Source organism: Acinetobacter sp. DMC2, from assembly GCF_056314305.1.
In genome coordinates this window covers 38334-52973 of record NZ_JBQUYP010000010.1, presented here as the reverse complement: position 1 = coordinate 52973, position 14640 = coordinate 38334, and the positions used below count along the sequence as shown (strand labels likewise).

19 protein-coding genes are annotated in these 14640 nt (G+C 35.6%); 5 read left to right on the top strand and 14 right to left on the bottom strand.

The genetic code is table 11. The annotated features are described in order from the left end of the window. Position 1 precedes the first annotated feature (1 nt). From ACT53H_RS18150 to ACT53H_RS18135, 4 genes are read right to left on the bottom strand one after another with little or no spacing between them, the layout of a single operon-like run. Entirely contained in the window at positions 2–646 is a 645-nt protein-coding gene (locus ACT53H_RS18150) for a glycosyltransferase family 2 protein (RefSeq protein ID WP_476009816.1), read from the bottom strand. After that, positions 643–1242: a class I SAM-dependent methyltransferase gene (locus tag ACT53H_RS18145; protein ID WP_476009815.1), complete on the bottom strand. Its 600-nt coding sequence runs from the start codon at positions 1240–1242 to the stop codon at positions 643–645. Before ACT53H_RS18145 ends, ACT53H_RS18150 begins: the two co-directional genes overlap by 4 nt. Then, entirely contained in the window at positions 1217–2011 is a 795-nt protein-coding gene (locus ACT53H_RS18140; RefSeq protein WP_476009814.1) for a PIG-L deacetylase family protein, read from the bottom strand. The genes ACT53H_RS18145 and ACT53H_RS18140 overlap by 26 nt, the downstream gene beginning before the upstream one ends. After that, positions 1999–3012 (bottom strand): acyl-CoA dehydrogenase, encoded by a 1014-nt coding sequence (locus tag ACT53H_RS18135; RefSeq protein ID WP_476009813.1) that lies wholly within the window; start codon positions 3010–3012, stop codon positions 1999–2001. Before ACT53H_RS18135 ends, ACT53H_RS18140 begins: the two co-directional genes overlap by 13 nt. Positions 3013–3261: 249 nt before the next feature. Between ACT53H_RS18135 and ACT53H_RS18130 the strand changes: the two genes are divergently transcribed. Together ACT53H_RS18130 and ACT53H_RS18125 are read left to right on the top strand one after the other, a co-directional pair. Beyond that, complete coding sequence (locus ACT53H_RS18130) at positions 3262–3495, top strand: DUF2171 domain-containing protein (protein ID WP_004793546.1); 234 nt, start codon at positions 3262–3264, stop codon at positions 3493–3495. A gap of 285 nt (positions 3496–3780) precedes the next feature. After that, positions 3781–4725: a metal-dependent hydrolase gene (locus tag ACT53H_RS18125; RefSeq protein ID WP_238612443.1), complete on the top strand. Its 945-nt coding sequence runs from the start codon at positions 3781–3783 to the stop codon at positions 4723–4725. Positions 4726–4793: 68 nt separating this feature from the next. On the opposite strand, the gene ACT53H_RS18120 is transcribed toward ACT53H_RS18125, so the two are convergent. The 3 genes from ACT53H_RS18120 to ACT53H_RS18110 all read right to left on the bottom strand — a co-directional run bounded on the left by ACT53H_RS18120 (position 4794) and on the right by ACT53H_RS18110 (position 7604). Continuing rightward, on the bottom strand, positions 4794–5348 hold the full coding sequence (locus tag ACT53H_RS18120) for a TetR/AcrR family transcriptional regulator (RefSeq protein WP_034596645.1): 555 nt from the start codon (positions 5346–5348) through the stop codon (positions 4794–4796). Between the two features lie 867 nt (positions 5349–6215). After that, positions 6216–6554, bottom strand: coding sequence for a hypothetical protein (locus tag ACT53H_RS18115; RefSeq protein WP_174732801.1), 339 nt, complete (start codon positions 6552–6554; stop codon positions 6216–6218). Between the two features lie 282 nt (positions 6555–6836). Then, positions 6837–7604 (bottom strand): class I SAM-dependent methyltransferase, encoded by a 768-nt coding sequence (locus tag ACT53H_RS18110; protein ID WP_476009812.1) that lies wholly within the window; start codon positions 7602–7604, stop codon positions 6837–6839. 365 nt (positions 7605–7969) lie between these two features. Here ACT53H_RS18110 and ACT53H_RS18105 point away from each other — a divergent pair, with 365 nt between their 5' ends. Both ACT53H_RS18105 and ACT53H_RS18100 read left to right on the top strand, forming a co-directional pair. Further along, positions 7970–8455 carry an Lrp/AsnC family transcriptional regulator gene (locus ACT53H_RS18105; RefSeq protein ID WP_476009811.1) on the top strand — a complete coding sequence of 162 codons (486 nt, stop codon included), beginning with the start codon at positions 7970–7972 and terminating at the stop codon, positions 8453–8455. 178 nt (positions 8456–8633) lie between these two features. Beyond that, positions 8634–8750, top strand: a complete 117-nt coding sequence (locus tag ACT53H_RS18100) for a hypothetical protein (RefSeq protein ID WP_004793556.1) — start codon at positions 8634–8636, stop codon at positions 8748–8750. Between the two features lie 14 nt (positions 8751–8764). Here ACT53H_RS18100 and ACT53H_RS18095 read toward each other — a convergent pair whose 3' ends face one another. The 4 genes from ACT53H_RS18095 to ACT53H_RS18080 form a co-directional block, all read right to left on the bottom strand. Continuing rightward, positions 8765–9574 (bottom strand): pyrroline-5-carboxylate reductase family protein, encoded by an 810-nt coding sequence (locus ACT53H_RS18095; protein ID WP_238612447.1) that lies wholly within the window; start codon positions 9572–9574, stop codon positions 8765–8767. Positions 9575–9954: 380 nt separating this feature from the next. Then, positions 9955–10179 (bottom strand): hypothetical protein, encoded by a 225-nt coding sequence (locus ACT53H_RS18090; RefSeq protein ID WP_476009810.1) that lies wholly within the window; start codon positions 10177–10179, stop codon positions 9955–9957. A 220-nt stretch (positions 10180–10399) separates the two neighbouring features. Further along, complete coding sequence (locus ACT53H_RS18085) at positions 10400–10615, bottom strand: cold-shock protein (protein WP_004793563.1); 216 nt, start codon at positions 10613–10615, stop codon at positions 10400–10402. 346 nt (positions 10616–10961) lie between these two features. Beyond that, positions 10962–11894, bottom strand: a complete 933-nt coding sequence (locus tag ACT53H_RS18080; protein ID WP_476009809.1) for an LpxL/LpxP family acyltransferase — start codon at positions 11892–11894, stop codon at positions 10962–10964. A gap of 238 nt (positions 11895–12132) precedes the next feature. On the opposite strand from ACT53H_RS18080, the gene ACT53H_RS18075 reads away from it, so the two are divergent. Continuing rightward, positions 12133–12750 (top strand): LysE family translocator, encoded by a 618-nt coding sequence (locus tag ACT53H_RS18075; RefSeq protein ID WP_476009808.1) that lies wholly within the window; start codon positions 12133–12135, stop codon positions 12748–12750. Between the two features lie 97 nt (positions 12751–12847). Here the strand turns inward: ACT53H_RS18075 and ACT53H_RS18070 are convergent, their stop codons facing one another. The 3 genes from ACT53H_RS18070 to ACT53H_RS18060 all read right to left on the bottom strand — a co-directional run bounded on the left by ACT53H_RS18070 (position 12848) and on the right by ACT53H_RS18060 (position 14282). Then, positions 12848–13393 carry a glycoside hydrolase family 108 protein gene (locus ACT53H_RS18070; RefSeq protein WP_476009807.1) on the bottom strand — a complete coding sequence of 182 codons (546 nt, stop codon included), beginning with the start codon at positions 13391–13393 and terminating at the stop codon, positions 12848–12850. A 30-nt stretch (positions 13394–13423) separates the two neighbouring features. Further along, positions 13424–13813, bottom strand: a complete 390-nt coding sequence (locus ACT53H_RS18065; protein ID WP_004793571.1) for a hypothetical protein — start codon at positions 13811–13813, stop codon at positions 13424–13426. Positions 13814–14027: 214 nt separating this feature from the next. Next, the gene (locus ACT53H_RS18060; RefSeq protein WP_004793575.1) at positions 14028–14282 is read right to left on the bottom strand and encodes a hypothetical protein; all 255 of its coding nucleotides are present in this window, start codon (positions 14280–14282) and stop codon (positions 14028–14030) included. Between the last annotated feature and the right edge of the window lie 358 nt (positions 14283–14640).

Genomic DNA, 14640 nt, shown 5'->3' with positions numbered 1-14640 from the left:
ATTAGAGATTATTTAAAAAGTACGATAATCCCTGAGGTGCCCTTCCGTTCAAGCGACTACTCGTTGTCACTCGAACCAGATTACTCCAAGTAATATTGCAACAATGCTTGATCAGTTTTTTGATTAGAGATACATCTTCATGGCATGAAATAGGCTCAAAGCCACCTACCAAAAGATAGACCTCTGCACTAAAACTTAAATTCGCCCCATGAATATGCGCGTGATCCATCTGATCTTTATAATGCGCTAAATATTTTTGCCGTTTAATTATAGATAGATGACTAAAATCATCTAGCGTTACAGTGCCGCAAATTGCATCTGTGGGTTGGTGCTGGATTTGATAGCGCAGCCAATCAGGACTAACCACCGTGTCGGCATCCGTACATGCAATCCATGTCACGCCACGGCCAATTAAATGACGAATTCCCAAATCTCGTGCTTGCCCAACACATGCGTAATTACATTCAATCCAATTAATCTGATGGCTTTGTACAATCAACCGCGACTGATCTGTACAGTTATCGAGTACCACAATCACTTCTACGTCATAACCGCTAATGTTATCTATAGCGACCTGAATAGATTGCAGACAGGCAGATAGATAGTGCTCTTCGTTATGCGCTGGAATGACGATACCTATTTTCATCTTAGTTTTTCCTGCTGTGCTAAAGAGGAAGTTTTTGCCGTCCATAGATCAATCATAAAATCTGGATCGTTTAAGCTGAGATAGTGATGAAATGGAAAATGTTGCTGAAAGCCTTGATGGACTTGTTCTGCATTTAGTTCAAAATCTTGAATTTCATGACGCCAATGGCAACAAAGAATCTCGCCGTTGTCATTTAAACTATGTTTTAATTTTTCAATAAACTGCTGCAATTCATCCTTGGATAAGTAATAGGCCATCTCACTAATTAAAATGAGATCAAATTTTTGAATTGAGTAGTCTTCAGGTATTTTTCTATTTTCAACAACCACATGCTCAAATTCTTTTAAACGCTCGGACGCTAAGCGAACAGCACACTCAGAGACATCTATACACAGCAATTGCTCGGCTCTTTGCGCTAAATGAAAACTTAAATGTCCATTTGAACAGCCTACTTCTAACACTTTTGAATAGCGAGGTCTTGTCAGCAGCGCGAGACAAATTTGTCTTTTACGAGCTTCATACCAATGAGAGTCATAGCCCCACGGATCACTGTTATGACGATATAAATCTTCAAAGTACATGCGAGAATGAATCACTCAAATAAACCTCATAAGGCATTAAAAGACGTTTAATTGCACTTGAAGAAAGAACCGCAGCATTACCCGTGGTTTCATCTGCTTCAAGTTGGGTTTTAAACTGCAAAATTGCTTGATGCTTTTTAGTTAGTTGTTCTTGGGTTAAGCAGTAGGCTTTTGCTCGGTACCAATCAATTCGAGAGTCTAAAGGCCTTGCCCAATGCCAAGCCCAAATTAATACGTGTAAACATAGAAGTTGCTTAGCGGTTGCATAGGCTTGTACGGTTTTGCCTACTGCTTCATGGTCTGGGTGACCATCAAAGGCATAGCTACAAATTAGAATATCGTCGGCTTGAACGATCTGTTCTAAACTCTGCCACAGTTGATCGGTTTGTAAATGAATCTGACCATCTAACAAATGAAGTTCTACATGCTCGGTTGAATCTGCTACCCCTAAACACTTTAAGGCTGCTAGGCTTTCTTGCGGGCGCAGAATGTTGAGCTGATCTGGAGGATATTTTGTAGAGTTAGGATGGCTTTGGGTGCCGTTACTTACCGCTAAAATGAGGATCTTACAATTCAGTGCAATAAGTTGCTGCATTAGGCCACCACAACCAAGCACTTCATCATCAGGATGTGGAGCAACAATCACCACCCTTTTAGAGCGAAACAACTCAAGATCTAAAGCCTCTAAAGGGTGTTGTTGAAATGCATTTAACCATTGTTCTTTGGACGTACCCTCACCAAAAATAATGCGGTCTTCGACCAAAGGATGTTTTAAAGTTCCCATAGGCTTTGGTCCGATAAACAAAGTTCTGTAATTTGCTGGTAGTCAAAAGCTGCATGACTTTGTCTGATAAACACAGGCAAATCAGCCATGAGCTGTGCAAAAGTAGCCTCTTCACAAAAAGGACGAGCACCTAACGCTTTGCCTACTCGCTCAACCACACTCAGACAGCATTGTTCTGTTTGGGCACGTAAAATTCGTATTTCCCGCTCATGATTTAGCATGGGTTTGCTGTCAATCAGTTCAGCAACATATTGAAAATATTGCTTAGTAATTTCTAATTGATGAGCGACCTCTCCTAGGTACAATTTTTTAAAAGGATTCGGACTGACCTGACAACTTTCTTGTAAAAAACCAGCTAAACCAACGGCGGCACCATACCAACAAGCCGCAACACCTGCTGCACCATGCCAAAAGCCTGGACGTTTTAAATAACTATTTGGGTGTCCTATCAATTTAACAGGTGTATTTTCAAAACTTACTCTTGCAGTCTGTGTCGCATTCATCCCGACTGCATGCCAGTGGCTTGAGTCAGTGCTAATAGAGGAATGACTTAAGTCGACAATACAAAGCTGCGCCTGCCCTTGTTGGTTTTTATAACTCATCAAAACTTTTTCAATAAACTCTGCACCAGAGCACCAAGGCTTTATGCCATTACACAGGTTATCTTTTACCTGCAATGGAGCTGGTCCACCGTCTGCTGCCCAAACAGCCCAAAGCTGGTCATCTATTTCTGGGTGATAACCCAATTCACTTAAAATGCTTATGGCATCGCAATGCGATTCAAAAAGCTTCGCTAAACTTAAATCGACTCCAGCAATCTGAGCAAAAAGCTGCCAACGTTGATAGGTCTGACCCGAAGCTGGATGAGGCAAGTTTTTGGCTAAATTTACCAATTGAGAGAGTAAATTTATACGAAGCTTGCTTTTATCTTCAGCCAAGGCAGATTCAAATTCACTCAAGACACTTAATATCGTCACATTTATAGGTATTTTAATATTCATTGCAAATAATTATTTATAAGACTTGGTTTAACCTTATCTAAATACTTCTGTTTAAATAAACATATAAATTGTAATAAAAAGATAAATATTATTAGTTTTATATCTAATTATTTCATTGTTACTCAAATATATTTATTAAGTGAACTTATAAACCCATCCTGTAAGGTTTATTAAAAACCCCTGATTTATCCAATTATTTAAAGTAATTTAGGTCTTACCGTTTTTCTATTTCTAAAGAAGAGGTCTAAAATGAGTACTTTAAATATTAATGATATTAAAAAACACGCAGACGTTATTGCTTCTTGTGGTACTAAAGTAGGTACAGTCGACCATCTAGATGGTGAGAACCAACTTAAACTCACCCGAGATGAAAGCGGTCAACATCACCTTATTCCTACGGGATGGATTGGTGAAGTGAAAGAAAACCAAGTCATTCTGAATAAAAACTCAGAAGAAGTTAAAGATCAGTGGCAAGCGATCTAGACTTTTAAGCACGATACGTCACTTAACGTGAAATTTATAATAAAGCGTTTCTGCTTATAAAAATAACTAGGCTTAAAAACTTTAAAGCCTAACTCTCCCCAAACTGAAGGCTCCTTTTGATAAGGAGCCTTTTTTTATTTATGAAATCTCTAGCTTAGACCGTTTTTATCTCTAGAAGCCTTTTGTTAGATGTTTTTGTCCTTTACTCACATGGTGATCGATTTTACTTAATGCTAAAAATTGTTCATTCGCATTAAATGAACAATTATGAATAGGGTGACGTATATGATCACAGGGAATCATCAACTTAAAGCAAGAAAAGTACATTTTGATTTTGCCGAGTCATCTGTCTGCTGGATGCCGAATGATCCGCTATGCTCACACGTAGCAAATGGTATTAATATGCTCTTGCCGGCTGGTGAATTTTGGTTTTGCCGCGTGTTTAATAAAACCCTTCCCTTGATTACCGATGAAACATTAAAACAAGAAGTGATTGGCTTTGTTCGTCAAGAAGCAGCTCATGCACGCGCCCATGAAAAGGCTCAGGACTTCTTACGTGAAAATGGCTACGACATTCAAGAAACACTTAACCGTGCCCATTTTGTGTTTAATATCTTATTAGGTGACAAACCTTTAGGTATGCCTTTCTTAAAAGGCGAAAAACTCGATGAATATTGGTTACTTTTTAGAGTAGGTGTAATTGCTGCAATTGAGCACTTTACCGGAACCATTGGTCAGTGGACACTCGACAGTAAGACGTGGGACAAAGCCGACCCTGCCATGGCAGACTTGTTCCGTTGGCATTTGGCTGAAGAAGTTGAACATCGCTGTGTTGCCTACGACTTATTTGAGCACCTCTTAACAAACAAGTTTGGTTTTTATGTGTCGCGCCAAGTGATTATGGCGGCTGTTTTCCCACTGTTTATTTATTTCCTTGCTGACTTTGCGCGTAGTTTAGGCCAACAAGATTTAGAACACGAAGACATTCAAAAATTAATGCGCCGTGGCTACTTCAAAATTATTCGTGAATTTGAAAAAACTGCGACTCGCTCAGACAACCTACCAACCATTAAATATTTATGGAAAGCGACATTAAGATGGGTTTCTCCAAAATTTAACCCACTTCATGAAGGTGACACCGAGCAAGCTTTAGCTTATATGGCTCGTTCGCCTGCCGTGCAATATTTTGAAGGAATGGCACAGGCTGCAAAACCTGCGGCATTAAGCTAAGCAACTATTTTTATTTAAATTGAAAAGCCTCCTTGTTTGGAGGCTTTTTCTTTAGTGAGTTTTGTCGCTTAAGCAAAATTTAAAAAGAAATAATCCAACAGCCGACCTCTTTCATCTACCGCATTTTTATCTAAAAGCTGGACCATTGCGCCATCAATCATAAATAAAAACATGTAAGCATCTTGGATGGAGGCCGTAGCTTTCAAGGTTAAAAGCAACTTATAGATTTCGTTAACAAACCAGTTTCTATAATCAACCACAACTTTATAGGCAACTGGATAGAGCTTTTCAATTTCAAAAATTGCTTTAAAGGGTAAATGGTAAAAGCCATTTAAATCGGCATGTAAAAGGTAAATCTGCCTAAGTTTATCGAGCACCATTTGCTCACGGTAAGAATTAACAATGGAAAACACTTTTACTTTGAGCGCTTCTTTTTGAAAAGTGAGACACATCTCAATGAGTCGTGCTTTTGAGTGAAAGTCGTTGTAAAAAGTAGCTTTGGCAACTTTGGCTTCTGCAATAATTTGGTCGACCCCGACCTTATGAAACCCATATTGATTAAATAAGTCTTTTGCGGTGTGAAGCACTCTGAGTGCTCTAAATGAAGATTCTAAATTTGGCATAGGAATACCGTTTAAATAATTTTTTGTTGTATCTAAAAGAGATAGAAATGCCGTCACTCTTAAAATGAGTGCTAAAAACAGGCATGCAAAAGCAGCACAAAAATGTGCCTAAGCTATCTCAGGTTTTATTGTTGCTATGATTTTTTAGTCGTAACGAGCCAAGGTTTTAAAAACCTAGAGTCGGTTAAACCGTTTTAAAGACCAGTTGGGCGGTATAGATAGAGAGAGTTTGGTAAAGACCAATAAATGAGAAGAAATAGTACGCATGAGCGGACTCCTATATGCATAAAATTTCTGCCAATCACTGCTAAATGATTATGGTGGCAGAACGAAAGGGGGTTAGCAGACTGGGCATATAGAACCAGCACGCACAAGGCGTCCCCCTTCCGTCCTACCGCTACGAAGGGGGGACGAACGAGTTCGCCACCAAAAAATTGCTTTTTTGATGCGCTATACGCTCTCGGTCTGCTAAAACCGGCTGGCAATGTAGGCCAGCAGGCAAAGCATAATCGGAGGGGTTTTAGGTGTCAATGTGATATTGGCTAGAAAATAATTGAATAAATATTATTTTTCATTGGATTAGAATATTTAATTACTTCATTAGAAATTCATTATTTAGTAAAAATAATAATAGAACGAGAAAGGGTTGACAGACTGACACACAAGAATCAGCACGCATTAAGCGTCCCTCTCTCATCCTGAAACGAAGAATAATAAGAGAGGTTTTAAGTGTCAATGTGATATTAGGTGAATTCTTAAAGTTTATTATCTGGTTTAATTGGCGAATTATATGTGGTGATACACCGATAAAATGAATAATTAAATCCATTTTATCGGCTTGCTAGAAGAGGTCTTTAAAACCTTATTTTATTTTTTAATATAGTTTGGAAAGTCTTTTAAAACACGGCTACATAATTGACCTTTTGAATCTCCTTTCTTGCGCTCTTCAAATTGGTTCATGCCGAATCTCATGACTTCTTTACCGTATTTATCACCTAGCTCATGTTTAGTGCATTTTTCAGCTTCATGAATTAATTCTTCAGAAGAATAGTGATAATTACAATCAAGTTGAGCACGGCTTAAAAAGCCATGTAGCTCAACCGTTTTCTCGCAGTGTGTTTGCCCTACAAGGCTTTTAGATTCTTGAGCAGCATAAATTGATGTTCCTACCAATAAAGTAAAAACCGTTACTAAAATATTACGCATTATTTCCCCGACAAAGTTATTAAAAGTATTAGTGATAATATTGCGGGCGTATTAAATAATAATTATTTATAAGTGTCTATTAATAGAAAGAAAATTAAATAAATCACCTTTCCTTTTGAATACTTAATCACCTTAAAAAAAATGTGTGATTAAGTTTTATCAAATAAATGATATTAAATTTGTTTTCTAATCTTCTTTAATATAATCCAAGCGAATCAAGAAAAGAGTTTTTGTGATATTTAATTCATTTCTTATCGACAAAAACTCTTACTCATTAGCACTTTAAAACCCTAACTTCTTAAAGACAAAATAACCCACATGGCTTTCAAAGCTACCGTCATTTTGAATTTTGAAATACTTCTTCACGAGGTCAGATGAACCTTCCTGCAAATAGCGTAAAGTTTTAATTTGATCTTCAGGAGTTTTCATACGCTTTACCCAACTATCAAAGTCTAATGAAAGCGTTTGCTTGTCTAAAGCGACTAAGTCAAAGCCTGCATCTTCTATAAAATAGACCCACTCTTTCACACTATAGTTTCTTACGTGACTTGGGTCTCGAATCGTTTCGATCGTCTGTAAAAACGTATCTAATATCGGCGAGCTAGAACTAATAATATCAACAAAAATAACAATGCCATCTGGCTTAAGAACGCGGTTTACTTCTTTCATTGCAGTCGGAACATGCTGCCAGTGATGAGCTGAATATCGACTAATCACGACATCAAACTGTTGATCACTAAAAGGCATGTCTTCAGCAATGCCCTGCTGCACAAAGATGTTTTTTAATTTGCGCTGGCTAGCAGCCTTAGAGACTGTATCTAACATTTCATGAGATAAATCGTAGGCAAAGACTAGGTCAGCATGTGGAGCAACATTATAAGAAACATGACCACCACCACAGCCTAAATCTAGAACGACAGCCTTTTCATATTTCTGAATTTCATGAATAAATTTATTAAATTCAACTCCTTCAGAATGAGCTTGGCTATTTAAATAGTCTAAAGATTTATTTTGATATTGTTTTTGGTTTATATCGTGCTGGGTGATCATAACCTTGCTTCCTACTTTGCAATGAAATCACCATAAAGGAAAATTTAGATAAAAAATAATGATTAGTTTTTCTTCAATTGATAAATAAAAGTTATTATTTAATTTGTTTTAATACACAACGACAATGAATAAAAATAAATTTAAAAGCTTATAAGAGATCCGCAAAGAGCACTGTTTAGTCACCCTTACTAAAACAGTGCTCTTTGCTCCATCACAACCCTTATCCAGAGAGGTTCGATGCATAGAACTAGTGTATGTACCTTTAACTCAAAATGTTTCCTGTATTTTTTAATATTTTTAAATGTTCGCAGTATAAAAATGAAGTATATTTAATTTTATCAGAAGATTCTTCTTTGGTTTATATTTTGAACAGAACAGAATACCCACTAGATCGCATAGACCGGAAAATTTTATCTGCATTACGTGGCAATGGCCGTTTAACTGTTGCCCAATTAGCAGAAGAAGTAGGTCTTTCATCTTCACCATGCTGGACACGGCTGAAACGTCTGGAAACTCTAAAAATTATTGAAGGCTATACAGTAAACGTAAACCCAAAAGCGATTGGTATTCATGAAGTATTCTTTATAGAAATTACTTTAGAACGCCATGACGATGAAATGCTGGAAAATTTCAGCGAAGCATTAGCCGATATACCTGAGGTTGTAGAAGCTCATCTGGTGACAGGTGATTATGATTATTTGGTGAAAGTAGCTGTAAAAGATGCGGACCATTACGAACGTTTTTTACGAAAAAAACTCTATTCAATTAAGGGAATTCGCCACACCCGTTCGACTTTTGCCCTACGCCCTCTTAAATCTGCCAATACCGCCGATTTAATGTTAATTGAATAAAAGGTGGAATGCCTTTAGTGCATCGACTTAAAGTATTGATTCGAAAATTCTTATTGAGTTAAGCGGCTTAGACCATAACAGATTTAGGCTCTGTTATATTTTTTTTAAAAAATTCTGTATCTATGATTACAGCCTCCTCATCTCCATAATAAAATTAATCTGAATTGGAGGCATCGCCATGAACATTTTGAAGAAAAAAAATAAGGCCAGTTTTGTATTCTTTATTATTACTCTCTACTCTTTTATTGGGTTTGGCTTAGGTTTCATTATTTGGGAATACTTTTTAAAGGCCTAGTTTACTAAAAAGAGTTAACGAGCCTCAGAAATAATTTCTGAAGTAATTTCTTTACTACGATGATATGCGGCCCTCATGGCTAAACGTATATCATCAGACACATTGCCTAATTCAAACATTCGTAAAGCAGATTCGGTAATCCCGTTGGCTAAAGTGACCTTTCCACATAACTCCGCTGGTGGAACATTACTTTTACGAATCATTTCGACCGCGCCAGTAGCCGCTTGAAGCGCAAGATCCAAGGCGAATTGTTTATCTAGCCCTAATGAAACACCCGTCTTAATCATACTATCTAAAATATAGAAAAAGTAAGCTGGCCCTGAACCAGATAATGCAATAATGGCATCACTTTGTGTTTCAGACGGCGCCCAAAAAGTCTGGCCCGTTGCAGAATACAAAGTTTCAATTAAGTCTTTATCAAGCTGGTCCATTTGCTCTGAAGCAATAAGCACGTGAGTCCCCGTATGCATAAGCACTGGCGGATTTGAAATCACACGAACGATTTTCTTTGAACCTGTAAAACTGGATAGGTGTGCAATATCAATCCCTGCCATCATAGAAACAATAATCTTATTTGCTAACCATTTCTTAAACGGCGCAAGTGTCTCTTTTAATAGTTTTGGGTCGAGTAACAACACAACAATGTCAGCTTTTTTTAAACCATTTTCTTTTTGCTTCAATGCCTGTGTATCGTTAATTTTTTTCTCTTCAATTAAGTGTATTTTTTCTTTTTTAAATCCTTTTAAAACCATTCCTCCGATTAAAGCCAAAGCTAAATTACTACTGCCAATAAAGCAAATATTAGGTTGTACTTCACTTAACATTTAAAATGTTTTCCTTTCTAAGGGAGGCTATAACAATAAATATTATCTATAGTTTAATTATGAATATTGAATTAAAGATGACCGTCTGAATAAAGAACCCACTTTAATAAAATATATTATTAAAGTGGGCTTTGTTTTATTTGCGCAATAAATAAAACAACTTTTGCTTAAGCCTAATGTATAACTATATCCATCAAATTCCACACATAAATTGTAAAAGTCTGTAACCAATGCTAAAATATTGTAAGCAACATTTAAAGCTGCAAAATAAAATCATTGATTTTCAAAAATTAAATTTTACTTATTAAATCTATTTGAATTAATTTAATAAGTAAATCTTTAAAGTAGAAGGTGGTAGTAAATATATTTTTATTAATTAGCTAAATATTTTCATTTTTCTTCTTTAAAATACTTTCAGCTTTTCTTATTGCTTGACTTAAATCAACATCTTCACACACCCAGAAGCTAAAAATTTGCCCAAACAAGTGGAAGTGTTGCTTAATATATTTAGAACTATTATCAGAATAATGCTCTTCAATCTTTAAGAAATCATTATTGTGTTCTATTTTCTGACCGTCAAAAATACCGCCAATACAAATATCCATTTTAATACCACACACCTAATTCATTATATTTTAACAGAAAAACTTAGAAACATGTTTATAAGAGTATGTTTGTAGTTGTTTTTTGAATATAAGTTGAATTAAAACTTATAAAAAACCCACAAAAGATAAAGTGGGTTTTTTTAAACTCTAATAAAATGCTTTAGACTTAAACATATTTTATTTAAATAATATATTTAAATCAATTAAAAGCTCTATTTATTTATGAGTTTTGAAGAATCACAATATTTGAAGCTTGAGGGCCTTTTTTACCTTGTACTACGGTAAACTCAACACGTTGACCTTCCAACAAAACTTTAAAACCTTGTGTTTGAATATCAGTAAAATGAGCAAAAATATCTTTACCATCTTGAGTCACAATAAAACCAAACCCTTTAGTCTCATTGAACCATTTTACTGTACCAGTAGTAGTAGACATATGTTATATCCTGAATCTTAAAATATTATAACTTATTATTGGAGAAAACCAATTTAACTAAAAAATAGACGTCAAAACTTAAATATCTGAAAAAACCGAAGGATTATAAATATAAAACTGCGCAAATAGAAATTTATAATGACATGAATATTTTGTTAGTTATTCTCGATAATACACGCTTCAGAAGCATTTGCAATCGATATTCAAAATAATTCAGATAAGAAAACTTAAATGCTTAGGAACGCTCCTATTTCACATTGATTTCATTAAAATTTCTTTGATTTAAAAATCAAATTTTGTTTCATTTTAATGGAAAGAAGTCACTTTGCTACTCCCCATAAGTCCCTCAATAGAATTTCTGTTCACCCGCAGGACGGGTCTTAAAACGGCGATGAAACCACATGTATTGTGTAGGGGCTATGCGAATTTGATTCTCAATAATTTTATTGACTCTTTCAGCATCACTCACTTCGCACCCACTCGGAAAATTCTCTAATTTAGGTTCTACGAGTACATGATATTGAGGATTTCTGATATCGCCACTTCTGTAAAAATACAAAGGCACTGCTGCTGCTTTTGAAATATCCATCAGTCTGCGGTGTGCTGTTACAGTCGCCGCTTGTATACCAAAAAATGATGCCATTACACCTTGTTTTAAACCAAAGTCCTGATCTGGGCTATACCATATTGCGTGACCATGTTTAAGGTTTTGTATAAGTCCACGCATGTTGTCTCGAGCAATCTGGTTTTTATATACTCTTGCACGACTCCGATGAATCAGAAAATCTAAACAGGGATTGTTTTGAGGTCGGTAAACTACGTCCATATTAAAAAATAAGGTACACGCAGCTCCACCAGCATCTAAAAGCGTACTATGAGTGCCTAATAAAAGTATGCCATTTTCTTGATTATTGGTTAAATTTTCTAGTCCCTCTATATGTACACGACTTTTAAACCAATTTGGGCTGTACCAAGCATTTAATGCTTCAAATACTCCCGTTAAAGTATCAACAAAAACCTGTTTGGCTTTCACCTCAATTTGCATAGGTGTTTTTTCAGGAAAGCATGCTTCTAAATTACGTAGTGTTGTTTTTCTTCTTGAACTTAAAGATTTCCAAGCTATTTTTGATAGAAAATCGGCAAGACGCCATTGAATAGCCCAAGGTAACATCGCGAATAACATCAAAATAAAAGCTAAAAACCATACCCCCCAATATTTAAACGATAAAAAGGAAAATCGAAATTCGCCAGATTTAAACTGCCGTTCTTTTTTCGTCATGCTGTATATTTCTTGAGGTATAGATTTAGCATACTAACATCCCCTGTTATTAGGGGTGTATGTTTATGTTGCTTTGGGTATTAAGCTTTTTATTATCCAACTTACTTATAGAAATGCATATTTTAAACACTTAATCTATTTCACTCTTAAATATACATAACTGTCTGTATACACAACTTATTTTCTCATTTAAAGTAATCGCATAATCTTGTCTCATTGATAAATAGGATATATCAGCGTGAGCGGTCTTTTAGTCTTTATAACAATTGCATTTCTTACTCTCCTAAGCCCCGGACCTGGCGTTTTATTTACTGTCACAAATTCAATCAACTATGGTGTTAAAACTGCTTTATTTGGTATTAGCGGCTTAATCATTGGTATGTTTGTAATTGCTGTAATTTCCGCTAGTGGTGTAGGTCTTATTATTACCAACAACCCTACTATTTTTACGGTTTTAAAATTTATTGGTGCATTTTATTTAATGTATCTTGGATATAAAAACTTCAGCAAAAAATCGCCATCGCAAGATTTAATCACTGATCAGCAAAGCGATAAAAATGTAAGTAAATCTAGACTCTTTTATCAAGGCCTACTTGCATCTTTGCTTAACCCCAAAACAATCGTATTTTTTATTGCTCTATTCCCTCAATTTATTGATATAAAGAAAGAAATTTTAACTCAGTTTTTAGTTCTCTCTTTAACCTTTTGTTTTATTGGATTTTTAATTCATTTGGTCTATGCAAATTTCTCTTCAATTTTTAAAGAAAAGATGTTGGCTGGAAATAATTTTTCTATACTCAATAAAATTAGTGGCGCTATTTTCTTTCTTCTTGCAGTTTTACTCATTGCACAATAAATCATTACTCGACATATGATGATTTGAAAAGCCTCAACTCATGGTTAGGCTTTTCAAGTCTTTTGCCTATCAACATATTTTTATCTAACTACAATTTTTACAAGGCCACCCTGTTTAAGATCCATCCATAAAAGAAGTCTTCGTAGTTTGGGTTCTTCTCTGTAATTTCAATATAGTGCTGCCCTTGCATAATATTTAAAACGCGTAGTAATACCGTTTCTCCGTCTTTATTACGCCTATTCAAATACGTACTCAGTGCTTGAAAAGTTAAAGGCCCATATTGACCATCTAAAGCAAGATTTGGCCAACCCTCTTCACCTTGCTTATTTAGCAGATTTAAAGCACGTTGTAACAAAGGCTTTGCAAAGCTGACTCCACAATTTATAGCCGTATCAAGTAACTCTTCTGCAATAGCAGGGCTAATTTTATTGATCTGGTCAAATTGGGGTTCAAACCAATATTGTTTTTTATAAATAGACTTGGCCACAGCTAAAGGTAAATCTCGCATATCACTTTGATATCCGTTTGATCGAGCGACTGCCTCTGTAATGCCAAATTTGGTGGCATGCCCATGGTCTGATGGATGATTAATATATCCACCTTCCCTGTCTATGATTGCTTCTAAGTACTGGTCGATATTCATTTTATTTTCCCTATATTATTGAAACTGTTTTTAGCTATTTTGCAGATCATCTTTCGCTTTTTTTAAGTCTTTGATAACTTCCACAATCGTTTTACCTTCTTGTTTATTGATGAAGTTAAATATCCATCTCACAATCGCCCAGCCCGGCAAACCGCAAATAAAGAAGAATCCACATAGTGTGATCATTCCCCAAATATCCGATACCCATTCATGTAAATTCCATTTCATGATAATAAATGAACCGCCTGTTAAGCTTGAAACGACCGTGCATATCAGTCCAACAATCCATTCTTGTGGTGAGCGAGGGAAACGCATCATCAACACGACTGCCACAACTAAGCTGACTGCTAAAGCCACCATAATTGCAATGCTATAAAAATCTAAAAATGTGGCTAAACCACTCGTTTGAACTGTTTTCATCATCTTGTCCTGCTTTAAAGGGTAAAACTTGAAAACTCGCTATTCTTACTCGCTTGTTGTTTTTCAGGTTTTATAAATACCCTTAGTTTTCTTTATTACAGTCAATAAAAAAACACTAACGTTTTTTTAACCGCGCTAAATCGCAAGACGAACTTATCCTTGACCCCATATTTCTTCAGGGGTCCAAGAAAGAATGTTTGTATGCTAAAGCCTGTTAGTGTGCACTGTTTAAGGCTTGTTCAATCAACTCAATCACGGTGATTGCACCTATCGCTTTTTGCATTGAGACTTGATCATCGAATTCGAATGCATCATCTTCAAGCTCACTTGCAATTTGCTTTGCCTCTTCAAGCGCCCTTTTTATTTTTTGTACCTTGTATTTGTTTACGTCTTTTGCAATTGTCGGAACATATCCTCCACGTTTTGCATTTTTAAGTTGTTTAGCTCTGTTCTGCATTGCTGTAGTCATTCACTATCTCCAACTCACACGTTTAATAAGGCATCTTTATCGTTTGTTATTCTTGAAGTTTTGATCCATTCTTTGAGCAATATAGCTAAGCTATGACTACAAATGTGTTTTCAAAACGTTTCATCTGGTACAACAAACCTAAAGAACTAAACGGTATGCATTTAACGCATTAATTTAAAAGTAGATATTCCTTTTTCTAAAATTGTAAAAAAGTATGAAAGCTCGTATGTTTACGCCTTTTTCGAACTTTAATTTTTTGACCAAAAAGTTCAAATAAGGCTTTGCCGTATATCGGAAACTTTTGTTACGACTCACAATCTTTGTTAAATTCTTCATGTTCTTGATACCCTTTATCGAC

Excerpts from the sequence above, each read along its gene's own strand:
- ACT53H_RS18080 (WP_476009809.1), bottom strand. The coding sequence starts at position 11,894 with ATGACGAAAAAAGAACGGCAGTTTAAATCTGGCGAATTTCGATTTTCC.
- ACT53H_RS18115 (WP_174732801.1), bottom strand. The coding sequence starts at position 6,554 with ATGCGTAATATTTTAGTAACGGTTTTTACTTTATTGGTAGGAACATCA.
- ACT53H_RS18110 (WP_476009812.1), bottom strand. The coding sequence starts at position 7,604 with ATGATCACCCAGCACGATATAAACCAAAAACAATATCAAAATAAATCT.
- ACT53H_RS18100 (WP_004793556.1), top strand. The coding sequence starts at position 8,634 with ATGAACATTTTGAAGAAAAAAAATAAGGCCAGTTTTGTATTCTTTATT.
- ACT53H_RS18065 (WP_004793571.1), bottom strand. The coding sequence starts at position 13,813 with ATGAAAACAGTTCAAACGAGTGGTTTAGCCACATTTTTAGATTTTTAT.
- ACT53H_RS18085 (WP_004793563.1), bottom strand. The coding sequence starts at position 10,615 with ATGTCTACTACTACTGGTACAGTAAAATGGTTCAATGAGACTAAAGGG.
- ACT53H_RS18140 (WP_476009814.1), bottom strand. The coding sequence starts at position 2,011 with ATGGGAACTTTAAAACATCCTTTGGTCGAAGACCGCATTATTTTTGGT.
- ACT53H_RS18060 (WP_004793575.1), bottom strand. The coding sequence starts at position 14,282 with ATGACTACAGCAATGCAGAACAGAGCTAAACAACTTAAAAATGCAAAA.
- ACT53H_RS18130 (WP_004793546.1), top strand. The coding sequence starts at position 3,262 with ATGAGTACTTTAAATATTAATGATATTAAAAAACACGCAGACGTTATT.
- ACT53H_RS18090 (WP_476009810.1), bottom strand. The coding sequence starts at position 10,179 with ATGGATATTTGTATTGGCGGTATTTTTGACGGTCAGAAAATAGAACAC.
- ACT53H_RS18125 (WP_238612443.1), top strand. The coding sequence starts at position 3,781 with ATGATCACAGGGAATCATCAACTTAAAGCAAGAAAAGTACATTTTGAT.
- ACT53H_RS18150 (WP_476009816.1), bottom strand. The coding sequence starts at position 646 with ATGAAAATAGGTATCGTCATTCCAGCGCATAACGAAGAGCACTATCTA.
- ACT53H_RS18095 (WP_238612447.1), bottom strand. The coding sequence starts at position 9,574 with ATGTTAAGTGAAGTACAACCTAATATTTGCTTTATTGGCAGTAGTAAT.
- ACT53H_RS18120 (WP_034596645.1), bottom strand. The coding sequence starts at position 5,348 with ATGCCAAATTTAGAATCTTCATTTAGAGCACTCAGAGTGCTTCACACC.
- ACT53H_RS18070 (WP_476009807.1), bottom strand. The coding sequence starts at position 13,393 with ATGAATATCGACCAGTACTTAGAAGCAATCATAGACAGGGAAGGTGGA.
- ACT53H_RS18135 (WP_476009813.1), bottom strand. The coding sequence starts at position 3,012 with ATGAATATTAAAATACCTATAAATGTGACGATATTAAGTGTCTTGAGT.